The sequence below is a fragment of the Chitinimonas arctica genome, assembly GCF_007431345.1.
Classification (GTDB): Bacteria; Pseudomonadota; Gammaproteobacteria; order Burkholderiales; family Chitinimonadaceae; genus Chitinimonas; species Chitinimonas arctica.
Genome location: NZ_CP041730.1, coordinates 175,607 through 192,561, shown reverse-complemented (window position 1 = coordinate 192,561; position 16,955 = coordinate 175,607). Strand labels below are relative to the sequence as shown.

Annotated in this window: 14 protein-coding genes and 1 pseudogene; 11 read left to right on the top strand and 4 right to left on the bottom strand. The window is 58.1% G+C overall.

The features are described from left to right. Nucleotides 1-69 precede the first annotated feature (69 nt). The 11 genes and pseudogenes from FNU76_RS00915 (at nt 70) to FNU76_RS00865 (ending at nt 12,933) form a co-directional block, all read left to right on the top strand. Nucleotides 70-3,984: an RHS repeat-associated core domain-containing protein gene (locus tag FNU76_RS00915; protein ID WP_143855948.1), complete on the top strand. Its 3,915-nt coding sequence runs from the start codon at nt 70-72 to the stop codon at nt 3,982-3,984. A gap of 35 nt (nt 3,985-4,019) precedes the next feature. Beyond that, nucleotides 4,020-4,421 carry a hypothetical protein gene (locus tag FNU76_RS00910; RefSeq protein WP_143855947.1) on the top strand — a complete coding sequence of 134 codons (402 nt, stop codon included), beginning with the start codon at nt 4,020-4,022 and terminating at the stop codon, nt 4,419-4,421. After that, nucleotides 4,418-4,975 carry a hypothetical protein gene (locus tag FNU76_RS00905; RefSeq protein ID WP_143855946.1) on the top strand — a complete coding sequence of 186 codons (558 nt, stop codon included), beginning with the start codon at nt 4,418-4,420 and terminating at the stop codon, nt 4,973-4,975. Before FNU76_RS00910 ends, FNU76_RS00905 begins: the two co-directional genes overlap by 4 nt. A gap of 224 nt (nt 4,976-5,199) precedes the next feature. After that, a complete protein-coding gene (locus tag FNU76_RS00900) occupies nt 5,200-6,381 on the top strand; it encodes a type II secretion system F family protein (protein ID WP_143855945.1) in 1,182 nt (393 codons plus the stop codon). Continuing rightward, complete coding sequence (locus FNU76_RS00895) at nt 6,371-8,038, top strand: GspE/PulE family protein (RefSeq protein WP_143855944.1); 1,668 nt, start codon at nt 6,371-6,373, stop codon at nt 8,036-8,038. The genes FNU76_RS00900 and FNU76_RS00895 overlap by 11 nt, the downstream gene beginning before the upstream one ends. Further along, entirely contained in the window at nt 8,019-8,789 is a 771-nt protein-coding gene (locus tag FNU76_RS00890) for a hypothetical protein (RefSeq protein WP_143855943.1), read from the top strand. The genes FNU76_RS00895 and FNU76_RS00890 overlap by 20 nt, the downstream gene beginning before the upstream one ends. 2 nt (nt 8,790-8,791) lie before the next feature. Then, nucleotides 8,792-9,325 (top strand): P-loop NTPase family protein, encoded by a 534-nt coding sequence (locus FNU76_RS00885; RefSeq protein WP_143855942.1) that lies wholly within the window; start codon nt 8,792-8,794, stop codon nt 9,323-9,325. 90 nt (nt 9,326-9,415) lie between these two features. After that, complete coding sequence (locus FNU76_RS00880; protein ID WP_179958294.1) at nt 9,416-10,015, top strand: DUF416 family protein; 600 nt, start codon at nt 9,416-9,418, stop codon at nt 10,013-10,015. 203 nt (nt 10,016-10,218) lie between these two features. Further along, nucleotides 10,219-10,881, top strand: a pseudogene (locus tag FNU76_RS25140) (tetratricopeptide repeat protein); the annotation flags it as partial. Then, nucleotides 10,858-11,280, top strand: coding sequence for a tetratricopeptide repeat protein (locus tag FNU76_RS25135; RefSeq protein ID WP_373279730.1), 423 nt, complete (start codon nt 10,858-10,860; stop codon nt 11,278-11,280). The pseudogene FNU76_RS25140 and the gene FNU76_RS25135, both read left to right, overlap by 24 nt. Before the next feature lie 447 nt (nt 11,281-11,727). Continuing rightward, entirely contained in the window at nt 11,728-12,933 is a 1,206-nt protein-coding gene (locus FNU76_RS00865) for a S1C family serine protease (protein ID WP_179958293.1), read from the top strand. Between the two features lie 145 nt (nt 12,934-13,078). On the opposite strand, the gene FNU76_RS00860 is transcribed toward FNU76_RS00865, so the two are convergent. From FNU76_RS00860 to FNU76_RS00845, 4 genes are all read right to left on the bottom strand, one after another. Next, nucleotides 13,079-13,984, bottom strand: a complete 906-nt coding sequence (locus FNU76_RS00860; protein WP_143855938.1) for a tetratricopeptide repeat protein — start codon at nt 13,982-13,984, stop codon at nt 13,079-13,081. Further along, nucleotides 13,981-14,751: a ParA family protein gene (locus tag FNU76_RS00855; protein WP_143855937.1), complete on the bottom strand. Its 771-nt coding sequence runs from the start codon at nt 14,749-14,751 to the stop codon at nt 13,981-13,983. The genes FNU76_RS00860 and FNU76_RS00855 overlap by 4 nt, the downstream gene beginning before the upstream one ends. A 123-nt stretch (nt 14,752-14,874) precedes the next feature. Further along, nucleotides 14,875-16,278, bottom strand: coding sequence for a PhoH family protein (locus tag FNU76_RS00850; protein WP_143855936.1), 1,404 nt, complete (start codon nt 16,276-16,278; stop codon nt 14,875-14,877). A 141-nt stretch (nt 16,279-16,419) separates the two neighbouring features. Then, a complete protein-coding gene (locus FNU76_RS00845; protein WP_143855935.1) occupies nt 16,420-16,872 on the bottom strand; it encodes a peroxiredoxin in 453 nt (150 codons plus the stop codon). Nucleotides 16,873-16,955 lie beyond the last annotated feature (83 nt).

The following is a 16,955-nucleotide window of genomic DNA, read 5'->3' as shown; positions in this document are numbered from 1 at the left end:
TACTAGCTAATACATTGCAATCTTTGTAATGCGGTACTGGCGTGTTCGAAATATTCCAAGGAAGAAATAGTGAAGTTGAATTTTCCTGCTTTCGCTGTGGCGAAAGTATTTGCCGTTGCCGCGTTGCCAGTCTCCACTTTTGCGGCCATTCATCCCGCCAACGCGAGCTACAGTCATTCCGTCGTCGATTACGAGAATGTAGCCGAACCCGAGCTTTCCTTGGTTAGAACTTATAGTAGTGCAAATGCACACGCCGCCTTCCAGGTACCCGCTGGTGCATTGGGGAATCCCGGCTGGACTTTGCCATTCCTCACCGAGCAGTTGTTCCTGATCCGACCATATACGCGTTTTACGCATACCTATGGGCCGTTCTACAAGATTCGGGAGTCGGACGGCCAGCCGACCACTTATTACGAAACGCGGACCTTCAATTGGCCGGGCCGAGCCGTGATCTTTGGGGCGCAGGGCGAGCAATTGATGCTTAGCAGCGATACTGCCACCGGCCCGTGGAGAGTCATGAGTGATCGCAAGGCGTCGGTCGAGTGCATCGCGCCGACCGAGACCAACAGCGATTCTACCCCAGCCCCCAATCCTGAAAACTTGACGGCGATTAATCAAGTGGTCAGCAATTGTGCGGCTTATACAGTGACGTGGCGCGATGGCAGGGTGCAGACATTCAAGCCGACGGGACCCGGCAACGTGTATAAGTTGAGCGCCTTTACCCAGGCGAACGGCTGGAGCGCCAACCTCGATTATGATCCGGCCGGCAATCTCGCTACGGTCACGTCGATGGGCGGGCGGGTACTTTCGTTTTATTACCAAGCCAATGGGGCGCTGCGCCAGATCGCTGGACCTGGCGGCTATGTACTCAATTATAGCTACGATACGATAGGCAACTTGGCCGCCGTTTACGGTCCGGCGGGGAGCGGCGAGCGATATCAGTATCATCATGAAGGTGCACCGCAGCTGCTAACTCAGGTTGACGACGCAGCTGGGGCGCTGATTGAAAAGATTAGCTATACCCCGGCTAAGTTGGTCAGTACGGTCAGCGGCCCCGATGGACTTGGTACGACCACGTTGGTGGATAGCGGTGACGGCAGCCGTGTCTTGACCGATGCACGCGGGGTTGCGCGCAGCTTCACCTTCGCAAAAAAGGGCGCGCTACAACCGACAACCATTGCGCGAAGCGATGGATCCGCGCGGACCATCGGGTACGACAATATCGGCCGGCCGAATACTTACGCGGATTTCAATGGCAATACCACCAGCCGCAAATATGACAGTACCGGCACGCTGGTTACCACGACCTATCCAAACGGTTTGGTGAGCACCGAACGGACCGACAGTACGCAGAGCAAATTGCTGGAACTGAACACGCCACTCAACAAAGTGACGTATACCTATGACGGTCAAGGCAATTCGCTGACGAAAACGATGACTGCGGGTGGACAAAGCCAGACGTGGACCTATACCCACGATGCGGCCGGTCGGGTGACGAGCGTCACCGACCCCCGCACCGGCAAGACGCGTTACAGCTATGACAACAGCGGTGCGTTGATTAGCGTTGCTAATGCCCTGGATCATACCTGGACGATTAACGAGAACGATGCGCATGGCCGTCCTCTCCGTATCACGGCCCCCACCGGCGAGGTGACGAGCTATGTTTACGACGACCTTGGTCGTCTCATTGAGCTGACCACCAATGGTAGCCGCACGACTTACACATACACGTTACATGGACAATTGGCTTCGGTTTCGCGGCCAAATGGCGGAAGCGCTAGCTTTACTTATGACAGCGCAGATCGACTAACTACTATCCAAGATGCCACCGGAGGGCGTATCGCCTACACCTTGGATAACGCAGGTCGGCCATTGACCGAAAGTCGAACTAATGCTTTGGGCGTCGTCACGAAACAAATCTTCACTTACGATCCATTGACGGGAAAGCTCGACTCAATCAGCAATGGACTGGGGAAGGTCACCCGCTTCAGCTATGATGCCAACGGTAATCTCATTGATCAGGTCGATGCGCTTGGTCGAAGCAATACATACGCTTATGATGGATTGAATTCACTAATTAGTTCGACACGTCCCGATGGGAATTCCATCCTCTCTGGCTATAACGTTCTTGGCCAGATAGCCAGCGTCATTACGCCAGATGGGCAGAGCACAAATTATACGGTCAATGGCCTGGGCCAGACGCTAAAAAGACAAAGTCCCGATACGGGTATTGAGCAATATACTTACCTACCAAACGGTTTGATCAAAACTCGGACCGATGCCCGTGGTAAAGTCAGCACTTACACCTACGATGTGATCGGACGTGTGGCGAGCATCAGTTACGCTGGTGGTCCCCTCATAAATTATACTTACGACTCGGCGCGTATTGGTGCGCTAAGCAGCATTGTCGGTGGTGGCGCCACGGTTGGTTTTGGCTACGATGGGCTTGGGCAAATCAATTTGCTGACGCAAACGGTAGGGAGTATTAATCTAACTACCCGTTATAATCGGGATGCGGCGGGTAGGCTAAACAGTCTCACTACCCCCTCCGGTCAAGTCATTGGCTTCAATTATGCTTCGAATCAAAGCCAGCCAAATGGTGTGAGCGTGAATGGCACTGCCATCATCAGTGATCTCAGTTGGCTGCCCCTGAGTAAAATACCGATGGCTTGGTCTTGGGCCAATGGAAAGCGCCATCAGCGTTTGTTCGATTTGGCTGGACAATTGGTCAATATCAGCTCCGAGGGCGCCTTGACGCGCAAACTGGAACGCGATGCCGTCGGTAATCTAACCGGCATTGTTGATGTGCTCGATGGCAAGCGCAACCAAACATTCGCGTACGATGAATTGGACCGCTTGGTCTGGGAAAAAAGCAATGCGGGGCGTAACTTCACTTATGCGTACGATGGCAATAGCAATCGACTGAGCTGGGCGCCGGACGAGAGCGGTAGCAGCGGTAACACCTATGACTACAGCGGCAACAAGCTGAATGCCATCACCAACGTCGCTACCGGCGTCGTCTCTCCGATCAGCGTCGATGCTGCCGGCAGCATCGTGAAGGATGCGACACGCACCTTCACTTACGACAGCCGCGGACGCATGGTGTCCGTCAAGAAGGGCAGCGTTACGACCAACTATCAATACAACGGCCTAGGTCAGCGGTTTAGCAAAACCGGCGGTCTGTTTGTCTACGATCTGCAAGGTCATCTATTGGGCGAATATGATGCGGCGGGCAAGTTGGTACAAGAAACGGTTTGGCTGGAGAACCTGCCGGTTGCAACGCTGCGACCGAATGGCGCAGGTGTAACCGTCTTTTATGTGCAGCCGGATGAGCTTGGCTCGCCACGGGTGGTAACAGATACCGCCAACAAGGTCGTGTGGCGTTGGGATAGTGACGGATTCGGCACGGTTCAACCCAACCAAGACCCCGCGAAGACTGGCAGTAAGTTTGTCTACAACCTCCGCTTCGACGGGCAGTACTATGACGTCGAAAGCGGTCTGCACTATAACTACTTCCGGGACTATGATCCGGCTTCTGGACGCTATATCCAGTCCGATCCGATTGGCTTGGCTGGAGGGAGCAACACTTACCTTTATGTCGGTGCAAACCCGCTGTTGTTTGTCGATCCGTTTGGTCTGGAAATTCAATGCACGCGTGGTGGTATTGGATGTAAATCCATGGAGCCGGGTGCGCATTTTGATTTACCGAGGGAGCCGAAAAAACCTTATGACCCGGGTGATGATGCCCCGCGCTATCAAGAATGCAAACGCGATTATTGTGGCTGGGCATGGCTAAATGGGAAGCTTCAACAGCAATGCAAGGTTAATGTAAGGGGTGCCTGCGCGCGTACTCCGACACTCTGCTGTCATCAGGATAGAACAGCCTGTTATGGAAAGGCAAACGCACCAGATGGTTCCGTGGATACGGATGCCATGACGACGTGCGAGACTAACTACAACAAGTGCATGACGAAAAGTTTTTAGATCGGCAGTACTTGGGGATTTCTAAAGGAAATTGCATGAAAATCATTAAGCTGGTGTTTCGTCTTTTTGTGCTGCTACTTAGCTATAAGATCTGCGAGACGATGGTCCTTGCCTGCTTGGAGCATGGCACGCTTAGCATGACTTTGGCTGTGGCCATTCCGATGAGCTTGATGGGAGTTTCTGGACGGGTGAAGTGGCCCGAGGCCGTCATTGTCTTATTCTTGATGGAAGTGGTATGGAACATTTTCGTTTTAATGATGATGAATGTGAACTATTTCTTTAGCCATCTTTCCTCGCTGAGTGAAATGATTACACATGGTGTGACACCGGCCATGCTGCTCGTCGGAGTGACGGCTTATTTTCTCGGAAAATATTTGCGTGCAAGAATAGATCTGCTTATTAGTAAAACAAAACAAGCTCAGGAAGTAAGGCCTTGAAAATGCGTAACTATTTTAAAAGCGGCTGGCGCCGCTTTAGCATATTCGCGCTGGTAACTTCATCGATTGTTAGTCAATCGGCCTCTCTTGAAACACCCGTGTATGAGGCTAGAATCGACACGGTCGTCAGCGGCGTCTATACCTCGCGGGGAAGTACCGTGGGGGCAGCCTGTGGGGGTTTGTCCATTCCCAGCAGAACGGAAAGTACGCCGCGCGTTGGAGAGTGCAATGCATTGAACATGACTGGAGCAGCCTTTCTCAGCACTTACGCTACGCGCGTGACCCCCGCAGATAAGGTCACAGGCCTACAAGGGTGTATCGTAATCGAAACTATTACAGCAACTTCGAAAGGTTGCATGGACGAAATGCCGGAGCCGGGTAAGGCCGAGTGGGGGGTGAGCATTTCGACGGTATGCGAAAACGAATTTCTGGAACTGATTCCCCTCCCCAAAGGCGGGTACATCTGTGCTGCCCGCGCGCAACCGCTTCCGCCCAAAGATCCGTTGGGCGAATGGGCGGATCCACCGGAGGACTGTTCGCCTCTGGGCGAATAGCTTGGGGAATGAAGCGAATTTACCCCAATAGGATTGCGGCTGCACTCTGCGAGGATGACTTGTCACGGAACATCTCGGCTCGGCTCGATAGGGGCAAGTGTCCTTAGTGCGGCAATGATCTATTCCATAAAATGCAGCATGACTATCCCAGAACATCTGCTGCTTTCCTCGGCGGACTACACGTACGCATTCAATGCCTTTGTGGCAAGCTGCGAGATTAATTGATGCGCTACCGCGCCAAGGTGCTACAAGCCGACGCCCAAGTGAGGCAGGTTGAGCTGGAAGCCGCCGATGAAGCAGAAGCGCGTCGCGTGCTGGCAGCAAGCGGCGGTCGATTGCTGACGCTGCGACCGGTCCGGCACGGCCTGCCGCGTCTCAAGGGCGCCGCGGCCTTCAAGCTGCTGGTGTTCAACCAGCAATTGCACGCCTTGCTGGAAGCCGGCCAGCCTATCGTCGATGCGATCGAGATCCTTGGCCGCAACGACCGGACCGGGCGGCACCGGGCCGTCTACGACAGCCTGTTGCAAGGCCTACGGCACGGCAAACAGCTGTCGGAAGCGATGGCGGCCTTGCCCTCGGTCTTTCCGGCGCTTTACCTGGCCATGCTGCGCGCCAGCGAAACCACCGGCAGCGTGCGCGCCGCCATCCAGCGCTTTATGCACTACCAGCGCCAGGTCGATGCCATTCGCGGCCAACTGCTGGCGGCCGCCGTCTATCCGGCGATCCTGGTCGGGGTCGGCTATCTGGTGGTGACCTTTTTGTTGCTGTATGTGGTGCCGCGTTTCAGCGCGGTATTCGAGGATGTGCCCAGGCAGACGGATATGTCGCGCCTGGTGCAGGCTTGGGGCAGCCTGGTCAACGGGTATCCCTGGCTGGCCTGGGGGCTGTGCCTGGCGCTGCCCCTGGGCGGCTTGCTCGTGGCGCTGCAACCGGCTGTCCGCGCCGGCGTGTTCCGCCGCGTGTTGCGCACGCCCTGGCTGGGGGACAAGGTCTGGACCCTGCAATTGGCCCGCCTTTACCGCACCCTGGGGATGCTGCTGCGCAGCGGCGTCAGCGTCCTCGCTGCCATGAGGATGAGCGAGGCCGCCTTGCCCTTGGCCATGCAGGCGCGCTTGCAGCAAGCGGGCAGGGCGGTCAGCGAGGGGCACCCTTTGTCGCGGGTGATGGCGGAGCAAGGCCTCAGTACCGAAGTGGCCGACCGCTTGCTGTTGGCCGGCGAATCGTCCGGCCAGCTGGACGAGATGCTGGAACGGATCGCCGATTTCTACGACCAGGAAGTGGCTGCCTGGCTCGATGTGGCTGGCCGGCTGATCGAACCGGTGCTGATGGTCGGCATCGGCCTGGTCATCGGCGCCATTGTATTGATGCTGTATACCCCGATTTTCGAGATGGCCAATGCACTTTGATGCCCCCCTGACCCTGGCCGAGCTGACGCAGGCCTGCCAAGCCGCCGGCCTCGGCGGCGACTGGCTGAGCTGGCTGGCCGAGCGTTCCCCGCAATCGCGCGAGGCGTTGCTGGCCGAGGCCGCCACCCTGCTGGCCTACCCGCCGCTAGACTGCGCCACCGGCTGGCCGCTCCAGCCGGACTTCGCGCAAGTGGCCTACACCGACATGGCCGAAAGAGTGCTGCTGGTGGGGCACGACGCCGCCGGCCGGCTCTGCGCCGCGATCGGCCAGCCGCTGGATAGCCGGCTGGGCCCGTGGCTGGCCGCTCAAGCCTTGCCGCTGACGGCGCTTTACCTGGCCGACCCCGCCCTGCTGCGCGCCGAGCTGGAACGGCACGAGGCCGGTTTCAGCGCCGTGGCCGATGCGGTCGGCCTGGACCAATCCATCGAACTGGCGCGCGATGCCAGCGCCGACCTGACCCTGGCATCGATCCAGGGCGAGGCCAGTCCGGCCGTGCGCTTGATCAACTCGACCGTGTTCGATGCCTTGCGCTGCGAAGCCAGCGATATCCACCTCGAATCGATCCCGCAAGGCCTGGTGATCAAGTTCCGTATCGACGGCGTGCTGAACCGCATCGCCACCGTCAACAAAACCGCGCTGGCCGAACAGGCCATCGCCCGTATCAAGGTGCTGGCCGAACTCGATATCGCCGAAAAGCGCATCCCGCAGGACGGCCGCTTCCGCATTGCCGCCAAGGGCCGCGATATCGATATCCGCGTCTCCATCATGCCCAGCATCCACGGCGAAGATGCCGTGCTGCGGATTTTGGACAAGCAAGCCCTGATCGACCAGGTGCAGCGCCTGACGCTGGATTCGCTGGGATTCGATGCCGATACCGTGCGCGTGCTGCGCCGGCTGGCGGCCGCGCCCTACGGCATGCTGCTGGCCACCGGTCCGACCGGCAGCGGTAAGACCACTACCCTGTATGCGGCCTTGACCGAGATCAACCAGGGCGAAGATAAGTTCATTACCATCGAAGATCCGGTCGAATACCAGCTGCCCGGCGTGCTGCAGATTCCGGTCAACGAAAAGAAGGGCCTCAGCTTTGCCGTTGGCCTGCGTTCCATCCTGCGGCATGATCCGGACAAGATCCTGGTCGGCGAGATCCGCGATGCGGAAACCGCCCAGATCGCGGTGCAGTCGGCGCTGACCGGCCATTTGGTGTTTACCTCGGTGCATGCCAACAACAGTTTCGACGTTATCGGCCGCTTTATGCATATGGGCGTGGACCCGTATCACCTGGTCTCGGCCCTGACGGGCGTGGTGGCGCAGCGGCTGGTGCGGCAGAACTGCCCGCACTGCGTGACCGACCAGCAGCTCGATGCCGCCTTATTAGCCGACTCCGGCATCCCCGATCCGGAGAACTACCGCTTCCGTGCCGGCCGCGGTTGCCCGCAATGCCGCGGCAGCGGCTATAAAGGCCGCCGGGCAGTGGCCGAAGTCATGTGCCTCAGCGACGAGCTGCGCGAAATGATCATTGACCGCGCCTCGCTGCGCACCCTCAAGGAGCAGGCCCGCCGCGAAGGCACCCGCTTGTTGCGCGAGGTCGCCCTGCAAGGGGTGCGCGACGGCCAGACCACATTGCAGGAGGTCAATCGTGTCACCTTTGTGGCCTAGTACCGTCTACGCCAGTCTGTTTCCGGGCCGGCGCGGCCTGCAGCTTGGCCGGTCCGCCGCGCCGCGCTGGAGCGAATATGCACCGAGCCCCGCACCGCTTGATCTGCTGGCTGAACTAATCGCGCTGTTGACCGAACACACCGGGCAATGGCGGCCGGGCAGCCGCTTGGTGCTGACTGTCTCGGACAGCCTGGCGGCCCTGGCGCCGCTCGCCTGGCAGCCGGCGCTACAGACGCCGGCCGAGGTCGAAGCCTATGCGCAAGCCTGCTTTGAACAGCAAGGCCAGCCGCTGGATCGGGAGTGGGTGCAACACAGCGATTTCCGTCATCATGGTCGGCTGGGTCTGGCGTATGCGTTGCGGCGCGGCTGCCTGACCGAACTGCCGGCCTTGTGCCAGGCGCACGGTCTGCGCCTGCGCACTGTCTTGCCACTGTCCGCCGCCATCTACCACCGCGCGGCTTGCGCACCGGGAGAAGGCAAGCGCCTGCTGCTACTGGGCGATGCCAGCCGCAGCACCGCCTTGCTGTACGACCACGCCGGCCTGATCGGCTATGACGTGGAACCCGCAGCCGGCGACGCGCAAGCCGCCACTACCCGCCTGCTACGCCGTTTGGCTGCCCTGCACGGTGCGATCGAACAGGTCGCCGCCTGGTCGGCCGCAACCGATGACGCGAGCAGCCGTGCCGAACAGATCGTCGCCAACCTGCCCGGCGCAGTGGTGCAAGCCCTTACCCCCAGCGAATGGCAATGAATATGGACCCGCTTAGCCCTTATCTTCGTCCGCCGCTGCGCCATGCCGGCTGGCTGTGGCTGCTGGTCGCCGTGCTGCTGATCGGCGCGGCCTGGCTGGCGCAGGACGCCTATCAAACCGCTGCGCGCACCGAACAGCTCGCCGCCCGGAGCGAAAGGCTGCAAGTCCAGCAGCGCCGCGCTGCCAAGCCGGTGGACGACAAGGCATTGCAACGTACGCAAAAACAATGGGCGGCACTGCAGGCCGAGCGCGAATACCCGTGGCCGGAGGTCTTCCTGGCCATCGAACGGGCAGGCAAAGCCGATGTGGAGTTACTCGAATTCCAACCCGACAAGACCAGCCGCCAACTGATCCTGCGCGGCGAGGCGCGCGATCGCCGCGCCCTGGAGGCTTATCTGGATGCGCTGGCGGGGCAGGCTGTATTGAGCCGGGTGCATCTCAGCCACCAGCAGACAGTGCTGCGCGAGCGTTTGGAGACAGTCGAATTTGAGGTCAGGGCGGGGGTGACAGGCCAGAATCCTTCATCAGGCGTGTGAACGCGGATTCACCAATGCGGTGTGCAAGCACTTTGCAACAACAGGGCATCAATGTACTAAGTCCATTGAAGGAATAATAAAGAAATGGTTATGCCTGCATTTGATGGCGCGACCTTAAAGGCGCGCCTAACTAAGCTTGATGGCAATCGTCAACTGGCATTTGGTGCTTTTTGCTGTGAAAGGCTAGTGCCGAATTATATTGCCTTCCAGCAAGATACGGACTGGGGAGATTTTTCTTCCTTGCGAAAGGCCTTGGACATTGTTTGGAAGTTTCTTTCCGGTGAATCGGTGAGCGTCCAGGAAATAAAAAATGCGACCCAAGCTTGTGAGCTGGCGGCACCCAGTTCAGATGACTTTGCTTCTCTATATGTGTCATCGGCACAAGATGCGTGTTTTTCAGTGTGCAGTCTTTTGGATCATTTACGTGAAAATAATGTGGGCAGAATTGTACAAGCTGCGACCTATGCAACTGATTCCGTGGATTTATATATACAAGAAATAGAGGGGCTGGCCCCCAGTGACCTTCTGTTGGATAATAAAATATTAGTACATCCCCTTATGCAAAGAGAGCTTACTCAGCAGCAAGAGGATTTGAAAGCTATCGAGAAGACCGCCCTATTAAATGTGGGATTTTTTGTCCAACAAAAAGCATCGTGGAACAATGCTAAGAGCAACTTAGATCTTCCCTGAAAGTTGAATTTACTCAAAAATTGGGGTGCGACGAGACGGGCCACCTTGATGCGCTGGCGCGACAGGCCGTGTGAACCGGGTGCATCTCAGCCACCAGCAGACGGTGCTGCGCGAGCGTTTGGAGACGGTTGAATTCGAGATCAGGGCGGGGGTGGTGGGGCCCAGCTAAAATCGCTGATGCGCAGTAAGCAAAGGGAATTGAAATGAAAGTACGTATTTGGCTGCTTACCATGGCAGTGGGATTGTCCGGTATGGCCTGGGCGGGATTGAATGGACATAAAACGGACCTTCAGCAGGCGACACTCGATGGGGTGCGTGCGTTGGCGGAAAGCGGCCATGCCGCCGCCCAAAACAAGCTGGGCGCAATGTATCAGCTAGGTCAGGAAGTTGCGCAGGACCACCTGCAAGCTTTGGCTTGGTATCGCAAGAGCGCGCAGCAGGGCAATGCGGATGCGCAGACCAATCTTTGTACGCTGTACCTTGGTGGCCTTGGCGTGCCGCAAGATAATTAGCAGGCACTGAGCTGGTGCGGCAAAGCCGCTGAGCAGGGGCGTGCGACTGCTCAGACCAACCTCGGATGGATGTACCAGCAGGGGCTCGGCGTGCCGCAGGATGATGAACAGGCTATCGCCTGGTACCGAAGGGCAGCCAAACAGGGGCTGCCAGTTGCTCAGAACGCGTTGGGCGTGCTCTTTTTAGATGGCAAAAGCGTGTCGCGAGATTTTCCGCAAGCGTTTTTCTGGCTTCGAAAGGCCGCCGAGAAGGGTTTCTCCCGCGCTCAGTTCAATCTCGGCATGATCTATATGAAAGGCTCCGATGTGCCGCGGGATCATGCACAAGCAATGGCCTGGTATCGCAAGGCTGCGGATCAAGGACATCCCGCTGCCCAGTGCAATGTTGGGGATATGTTCGAACAGGGCCATGGTGTGCCGCAGGACTACGCGCAAGCGATGATGTGGTATCGAAAAAGTGCCGAACAGAGGCTGGCCACTGCGGAAGCGAGCATGGCGACATTGTATGAGGCTGGCCGTGGGGTGCAGCAAGATTATGCCCAAGCCGCTGCCTGGTATCGCAAGGCCGCAGCACAAGGGGATGCTTTTGCGCAGAACAAACTCGGTCATCTGTACGAACACGGCCTAGGGTTGACTCGGGATGATCGGCAAGCACTCGACCTGTACCGAAAATCTGCTGCTCAAGGGCACGCTGACGCGCAGAAAAATCTCGACCGGATAGCAAAAGAAAGTGCAGCAGTGGCTCGCGATTAGACGTTAACGCTCGCACGAAGCGTCATTGTCGGTTTTTCATGCAGGGTGAATGGCACGTGCAAATTTAGCAGTACAGGCTGGCGGTTTTTACGCCGATAGACGAATGCGGACCGGCAGGTGGGAAAGTGCTGGCACGGGCCTTGTCGTTGCCAATTTCCACAGCACATACAATAGCGCCCTTGCCTGTCGATCTGAGACAAAACACTGTAGGCAACAGGTCATATAGGCTATACATAATTGCGCTTAGTGGGCTTGGTGAGTTGAAAGACCATATAGATGCTGTGCTTCTCTGGAGAAACCAAATCGCCAGGCTAGCCGTTATCCTGGCCCAATATGTGGGAGGGTAGGATGTATTGCTGGCAAACAACCTCGCGTCGGGGCTTATTTGTAGTCGTGGCTGGGCTGGCTTTACTTAGCGGGTGCGCCACACCTGTTCGACAGGCCCAAGTGCATAGTGCACTGGAGGTGCCGCGGGGAGTCGACGCCAAGCCCATCCAGCTCAAGAAGGTCGTCGTCAAACTCCGGCGCGGAGAGGAAGTCGGCAAGAACTATATTGGTTTCGCCTGTGTCCCCTCCGGTACTGTGGAGTGGCGAGGTGGAAGGATCAATATAACGGATGATGAGCTAACCGAAACCTTCCGCGAAGAATTGCAGAAGTACAACTATCCAGTAGTCGGCGACCCAAACGCGCTGTTTGACGATCCGTCGACATGGAAGGCAGAGCTACTCGTGGCAGGCCAGGTGAACAAGCTCGAACTTAGTGCATGCTACCCGTTGGCAGGCTTTGGCAACTATCGAGATTCCAAGGGCGGTGCTTATGTTCAAGTTGCTTGGCAGGTATATGGACAGTTAGAGCGCAAGGTTGTTTACGAAGTTACAACGGAAGGGTCATACCAAAGCGACAGTAGCGCACCAATGGGAATCGAGAAGAACCTCGCAAATGCATTTGGTTTGTCCGTTCAAAACCTCTTAGCAGATCGGAAGTTCAACGACCTTGTTACGCGGCGCGAACTAGGAGGTAAATCGGTAGCTACCGGTGGAATAAATAGCATAGCAGAGGACTCAGTTACACTTAATTTGAAATCGGCGAGTCCATTGGGTGTTTCGTTAGAGGCTGCACGCAATGCCACACTGACCGTATATGCTGGAAGCGGACATGGGAGCGGATTCATCATATCCCCAGAAGGATATGCAATCACGAACGAACATGTGGTTCGGGAGGCACGCTTTGTGACTGTGCGCTTGGCGAACGGTCGTAAGATTGTTGCCGATGTGGTTCGCGCCGATAGCGCTCGCGACGTCGCACTTCTAAAACTACGCGAGGAAAATTTGCCCGCAGCGACCTTGGCGCGCTCGACTCAGCCGGCGGTTGGCACAGACGTTTTTGCTATTGGAACCCCGCTCCGCGACGAGCTTGACATTACCGTCACTCGCGGGATTGTATCGGCTTACCGTGATGATCGCGGACAAAAATTCCTGCAAAGCGATGCGCAGGTTCATCCCGGGAATTCAGGTGGGCCGTTGGTTGCCGCAGATGGCCGCGTAGTTGGTATTGCTGTCCAAGGTTATATGATTGGTCGCGCAAGTCAGAACCTGAACTTCTTCGTGCCGATAGATGATGCAGTTGCAGCATTGCGCATTACATTTCGTTAAGCACGGTTATCTTCTATTTCTAGACGATGCAATAGGACTCGGCTCGGCGTAATGTGAGCCGAGCCACCGCCCTGTATTCACCCCACTTATGCGGGGCGTTTGTTTGAGGAGCCGATGCTACCGGTCAATGCCGTTCGACACGCACCTATTCCGCCAACTCCCGTATCCTCGCCAGCCTTGCCGGCTCGGTCTTGACCAGCCATTCATCCTTGCTGAGCACCGCCAAGGTACGTCCGAAATAAACGCGCGCCTGCTGGCGCTCGCCCAGGGCCAGCAAGTTCTCGGCGATTTCCTCGTAGACGTAGCCATCCTGTTCGCCCAGGCGCACCCAGGCCCGTTCGATATCGGTCTGGATGGCCAGGGCTTTTTCATGTTCGCCGGTTTCGCGCAGTACCTTGGCCACGCTCCAGCGGGCCACCAGCAGCGGCCGACCCGTGCCGCGCTGTTCGTGCCAGCGCTGGGCCCGGCGCAGATAATCCAGCGCCTTGGCGTAGTCCTTCTGGTCGTGATAGGCCCAGCCGAGGTTGTTGTACAGGGAGCCCAGCCAGTCTTGCGCGTGGGGCGCCTTGCTTTGCTCGGCCAGGGCGATGGCTTGGCTATTCCATTCGATGGTGGCCTTGCCGTTATCGACGATGCCCAGCATATGCATGGCATCGATCAGATACAGGTCCAACTGGTGCTTCTGCGCTTGCAGCAGGGCCGTGCGGAACCAGCGCCAGGCTTTTTTCGGTTCGCCGGCCGTATTGATCAGGCGGCCGCGCTCCAACAGGTAGCGCACGCTGACGGCCGGCGGCAACTGGCCCAGCTCGGGCAAGAGGGCGTCCAGGGTGGTATTGGCTTCCGGCAGGCGGCCTTGCAGGCCTTGGGCGCGGGCGATCTGGGTCAGTAGTTCCGCCGCCTGTTCGGTATTGCCGGCGGCTTTCGCCTTGGCCAGGGCAGCCCGAAAACGTGCTTCCGAAACGGCGGGCTTGTCGTAGTCCCACAGGCTGTCGATATCGGCCGCGTGGGCCGACAGGGCCAGTAAGAGGGCAAGTAAAACGCGAAAAATCACATATTCACCTTAATAAAACCCGATTCTATCAATTCGTCCAGGAGATAGCTGAAGTCCTCAGCGCCTTCGGAGTCTGGCGCAAAGCTGAAGACATCCTTATTTTGCCCGACGCTCTCCAGCACGCTTTGGCTTTCGAACACGCGAGTATTGCAAAAATCCTTCCCATACCGTCGCGTCAGTTCATGGGCGACCTTCTCCGAGGTGGTGTGGCCGCGTTGATAGCGGTTGATAAACACCTTGCGGGGACGATAAAGACCCTTGGTGGCAAGGCCCTTCAAGGTCTGGTCCAGTTGTTGGGCGCCATTCATGGCCAGGTATTCGGCGGTGACCGGTACCAGTACCACGTCGGCCGCCATCAGGGCCGATAGGGATAGCACGCCCAGCATGGGACAGCAGTCGATCAGGACCGGCGTATCGCTGCTGGACAGCATTTCTTCCGCCATGGCTTTCTTGAGGCGGCGCAGGTCGTGCCGGTTCTGGCTGAGCATCATATCCACCCGGGCCAGTTCCATATGGGAGGGGATCAGATTGACCTGGTTGGGTAGCTGGGTAACCAGGTCGGAAAGCGGCGTCTGCTGGTTGAAAAAGCTATAGACCGTTCTTTCCACCTTTGGGTTCAATCCGGATAAGGCGGTGAGATGCGCCTGCGGGTCCAGATCGATTGCGAGCGGCGTCAGTCCGTTCTTGGCCATGGCGGCGGCCAGATTGGCGGTGGTGGTGGTCTTGCCTACGCCGCCCTTCTGGTTGAATACGGCAATAATCGTCATTAAACGCCCCTTTAAGGTGTACCTAAGTTTAGACGGGGTGCGTTCAAGTTAAACCTGCAATAAACGCAAGGGGGCCGCTTGCAAGGACGGCCCCCATCCCCGCAACACCTTGAGCGGGCGCCGCTACAGCACCTCGGCCGCGTGGTCCGCCAGCCGCGAACGCTCGCCGCGTTGCAAGGTGACGTGGCCGGAGTGGCCCCAGCCCTTGAAGCGGTCCACCACATAGGTCAGCCCGGACGAGCCCTCGGTCAGGTAGGGGGTGTCGATCTGGGCGATATTGCCCAGGCAGACCACCTTGGTGCCCGGGCCGGCACGGGTGATCAGGGTCTTCATCTGCTTGGGGGTAAGATTCTGCGCCTCGTCGATGATCAGGAACTTGTTGAGGAAGGTGCGGCCCCGCATAAAGTTGAGCGACTTGATCTTGATGCGCGAGCGGATCAGGTCGCGGGTGGCGGCGCGGCCCCATTCGCCCGATTCGCCGTCGGTCTGGTTGAGCACATCGAGGTTGTCGTCCAGCGCGCCCATCCACGGCGCCATCTTTTCTTCCTCGGTGCCGGGCAGGAAGCCGATGTCCTCGCCGACCGGGACGGTGACCCGGGTCATGATGATCTCGCTGTAGCGCTTTTCCTCCAGGGTCATCATCAAGGCGGACGCCAGCGTCAGCAGGGTCTTGCCGGTACCGGCCTGGCCCAGCAGGGTGACGAAGTCGATATCGGGGTTCATCAGCAGATTGATGGCGAAATTCTGCTCGCGATTGCGGGCGGTGATGCCCCAAATGGCGTTCTTGGGGTGACTGTAGTCCTTGACCGACTCCAGCACCGCCGTCTTGCCTTCGACCGTCTTTACCATGGCCAGGAAGGGTTTTTCCGCTTCCTGCCAGATCATCTGGTTCAGCAGCAGGCTGGCGCAGTCGCTGCCATTGAGCTGGTAGAAGGCGCGGCCGCCTTCTTGCCAGCTTTTCATATCCTTGCCGTTTTTTTCCCAGAAGGCCTGGTCGATTTCGCGTATGCCGGAATACAGCAGGTCGGTGTCTTCCAGCACCTGGTCGTTGAAGTAGTCTTCGGCCGGCAGGCCCAGTGCGCGGGCCTTGATGCGCATATTGATGTCCTTGGACACCAATACCACCTCGCGCTTCGGATGCAGCTGCGCCAGGTGCATCACCACGGTGAGGATCTGGTTGTCGGCCTTGCCGACCGGCAGGTCGACCGGCAGATCGACCTTGGCGGCCAAGGTCTGCAGGAACAGATGGCCGGACGCCATGCCCTTGGAGGCGGTTTCCAGGGCCACGCCTTTTTCGATCTGGCTTTCCTTGCCGCGGACGATATCGTCCAGGAAGCGGCTGGCCTGGCGCGCATTGCGGGCGACTTCGCTCATGCCCTTCTTATGGTCGTCCAGCTCCTCGAGGGTGACCATGGGTAGGCAGATATCGTGTTCTTCGAAGCGAAACAAGCTGGTGGGGTCGTGCATCAGCACGTTGGTATCCAGCACAAAGAGCTTGGTGGTTTTGGCTTTACGGACGGCGGCCATACGGTTCCTCGCGTTGTTCCCGGATATCGTCGGGGCCGGGCGATCTGCCGTGCCGGCCCCCCTGTCTGCCCACCCCGGGCCGAATCTCGGCCGGTGGGCGGGCACCATGCAAAACGCCCGTCACGGGAACGGGCGTTTCGCTTATTTCATCGTCTGTACAAAAGCCAGTACGTCATCGACATGGCCCGGCACCTTCAAGCCGCGCCATTCCTTCACCACCTGGCCTTCGCCATCCACCACGAAGGTGCTGCGCTCCACGCCGCGCACCTGCTTGCCGTACATATTCTTCATCTTCATGACGCCGAAAGCGTTGCACAGCGTTTCATCCGGGTCCGATACCAGCTCGAAAGGCATGGCCAGCTTGGCCTTGAAGTTCTCGTGCGACTTCATTCCGTCGCGGCTGACACCGTAGAGCCGGCAGCCGGCCGCCAAAAAGGCTTCATGCCGATCGCGGAAGTCGCCGCTTTCGGTGGTACAGCCGGGCGTGTTGTCCTTGGGATAGAAAAACAGTACGTAGGGCGTGCCGCGCAGCGCGGCGGTATTGAATGCCTGATCGCCGGTCATCGGCAGTTCGAGGTCGGGTACCACGGTCATCAAGGTCCTCCGGTGTTGGTTTGATTGTCGGAAAAATCCGTCGGCGCTACAAGGCTAGACAAGCGCATGGATCGGCCTCGCGC

Excerpts from the sequence above, each read along its gene's own strand:
- FNU76_RS00910 (WP_143855947.1), top strand. The coding sequence starts at position 4,020 with ATGAAAATCATTAAGCTGGTGTTTCGTCTTTTTGTGCTGCTACTTAGC.
- FNU76_RS00900 (WP_143855945.1), top strand. The coding sequence starts at position 5,200 with ATGCGCTACCGCGCCAAGGTGCTACAAGCCGACGCCCAAGTGAGGCAG.
- FNU76_RS00895 (WP_143855944.1), top strand. The coding sequence starts at position 6,371 with ATGCACTTTGATGCCCCCCTGACCCTGGCCGAGCTGACGCAGGCCTGC.
- FNU76_RS00885 (WP_143855942.1), top strand. The coding sequence starts at position 8,792 with ATGGACCCGCTTAGCCCTTATCTTCGTCCGCCGCTGCGCCATGCCGGC.
- FNU76_RS00880 (WP_179958294.1), top strand. The coding sequence starts at position 9,416 with ATGCCTGCATTTGATGGCGCGACCTTAAAGGCGCGCCTAACTAAGCTT.
- FNU76_RS25135 (WP_373279730.1), top strand. The coding sequence starts at position 10,858 with ATGGCCTGGTATCGCAAGGCTGCGGATCAAGGACATCCCGCTGCCCAG.
- FNU76_RS00855 (WP_143855937.1), bottom strand. The coding sequence starts at position 14,751 with ATGACGATTATTGCCGTATTCAACCAGAAGGGCGGCGTAGGCAAGACC.
- FNU76_RS00850 (WP_143855936.1), bottom strand. The coding sequence starts at position 16,278 with ATGGCCGCCGTCCGTAAAGCCAAAACCACCAAGCTCTTTGTGCTGGAT.
- FNU76_RS00845 (WP_143855935.1), bottom strand. The coding sequence starts at position 16,872 with ATGACCGTGGTACCCGACCTCGAACTGCCGATGACCGGCGATCAGGCA.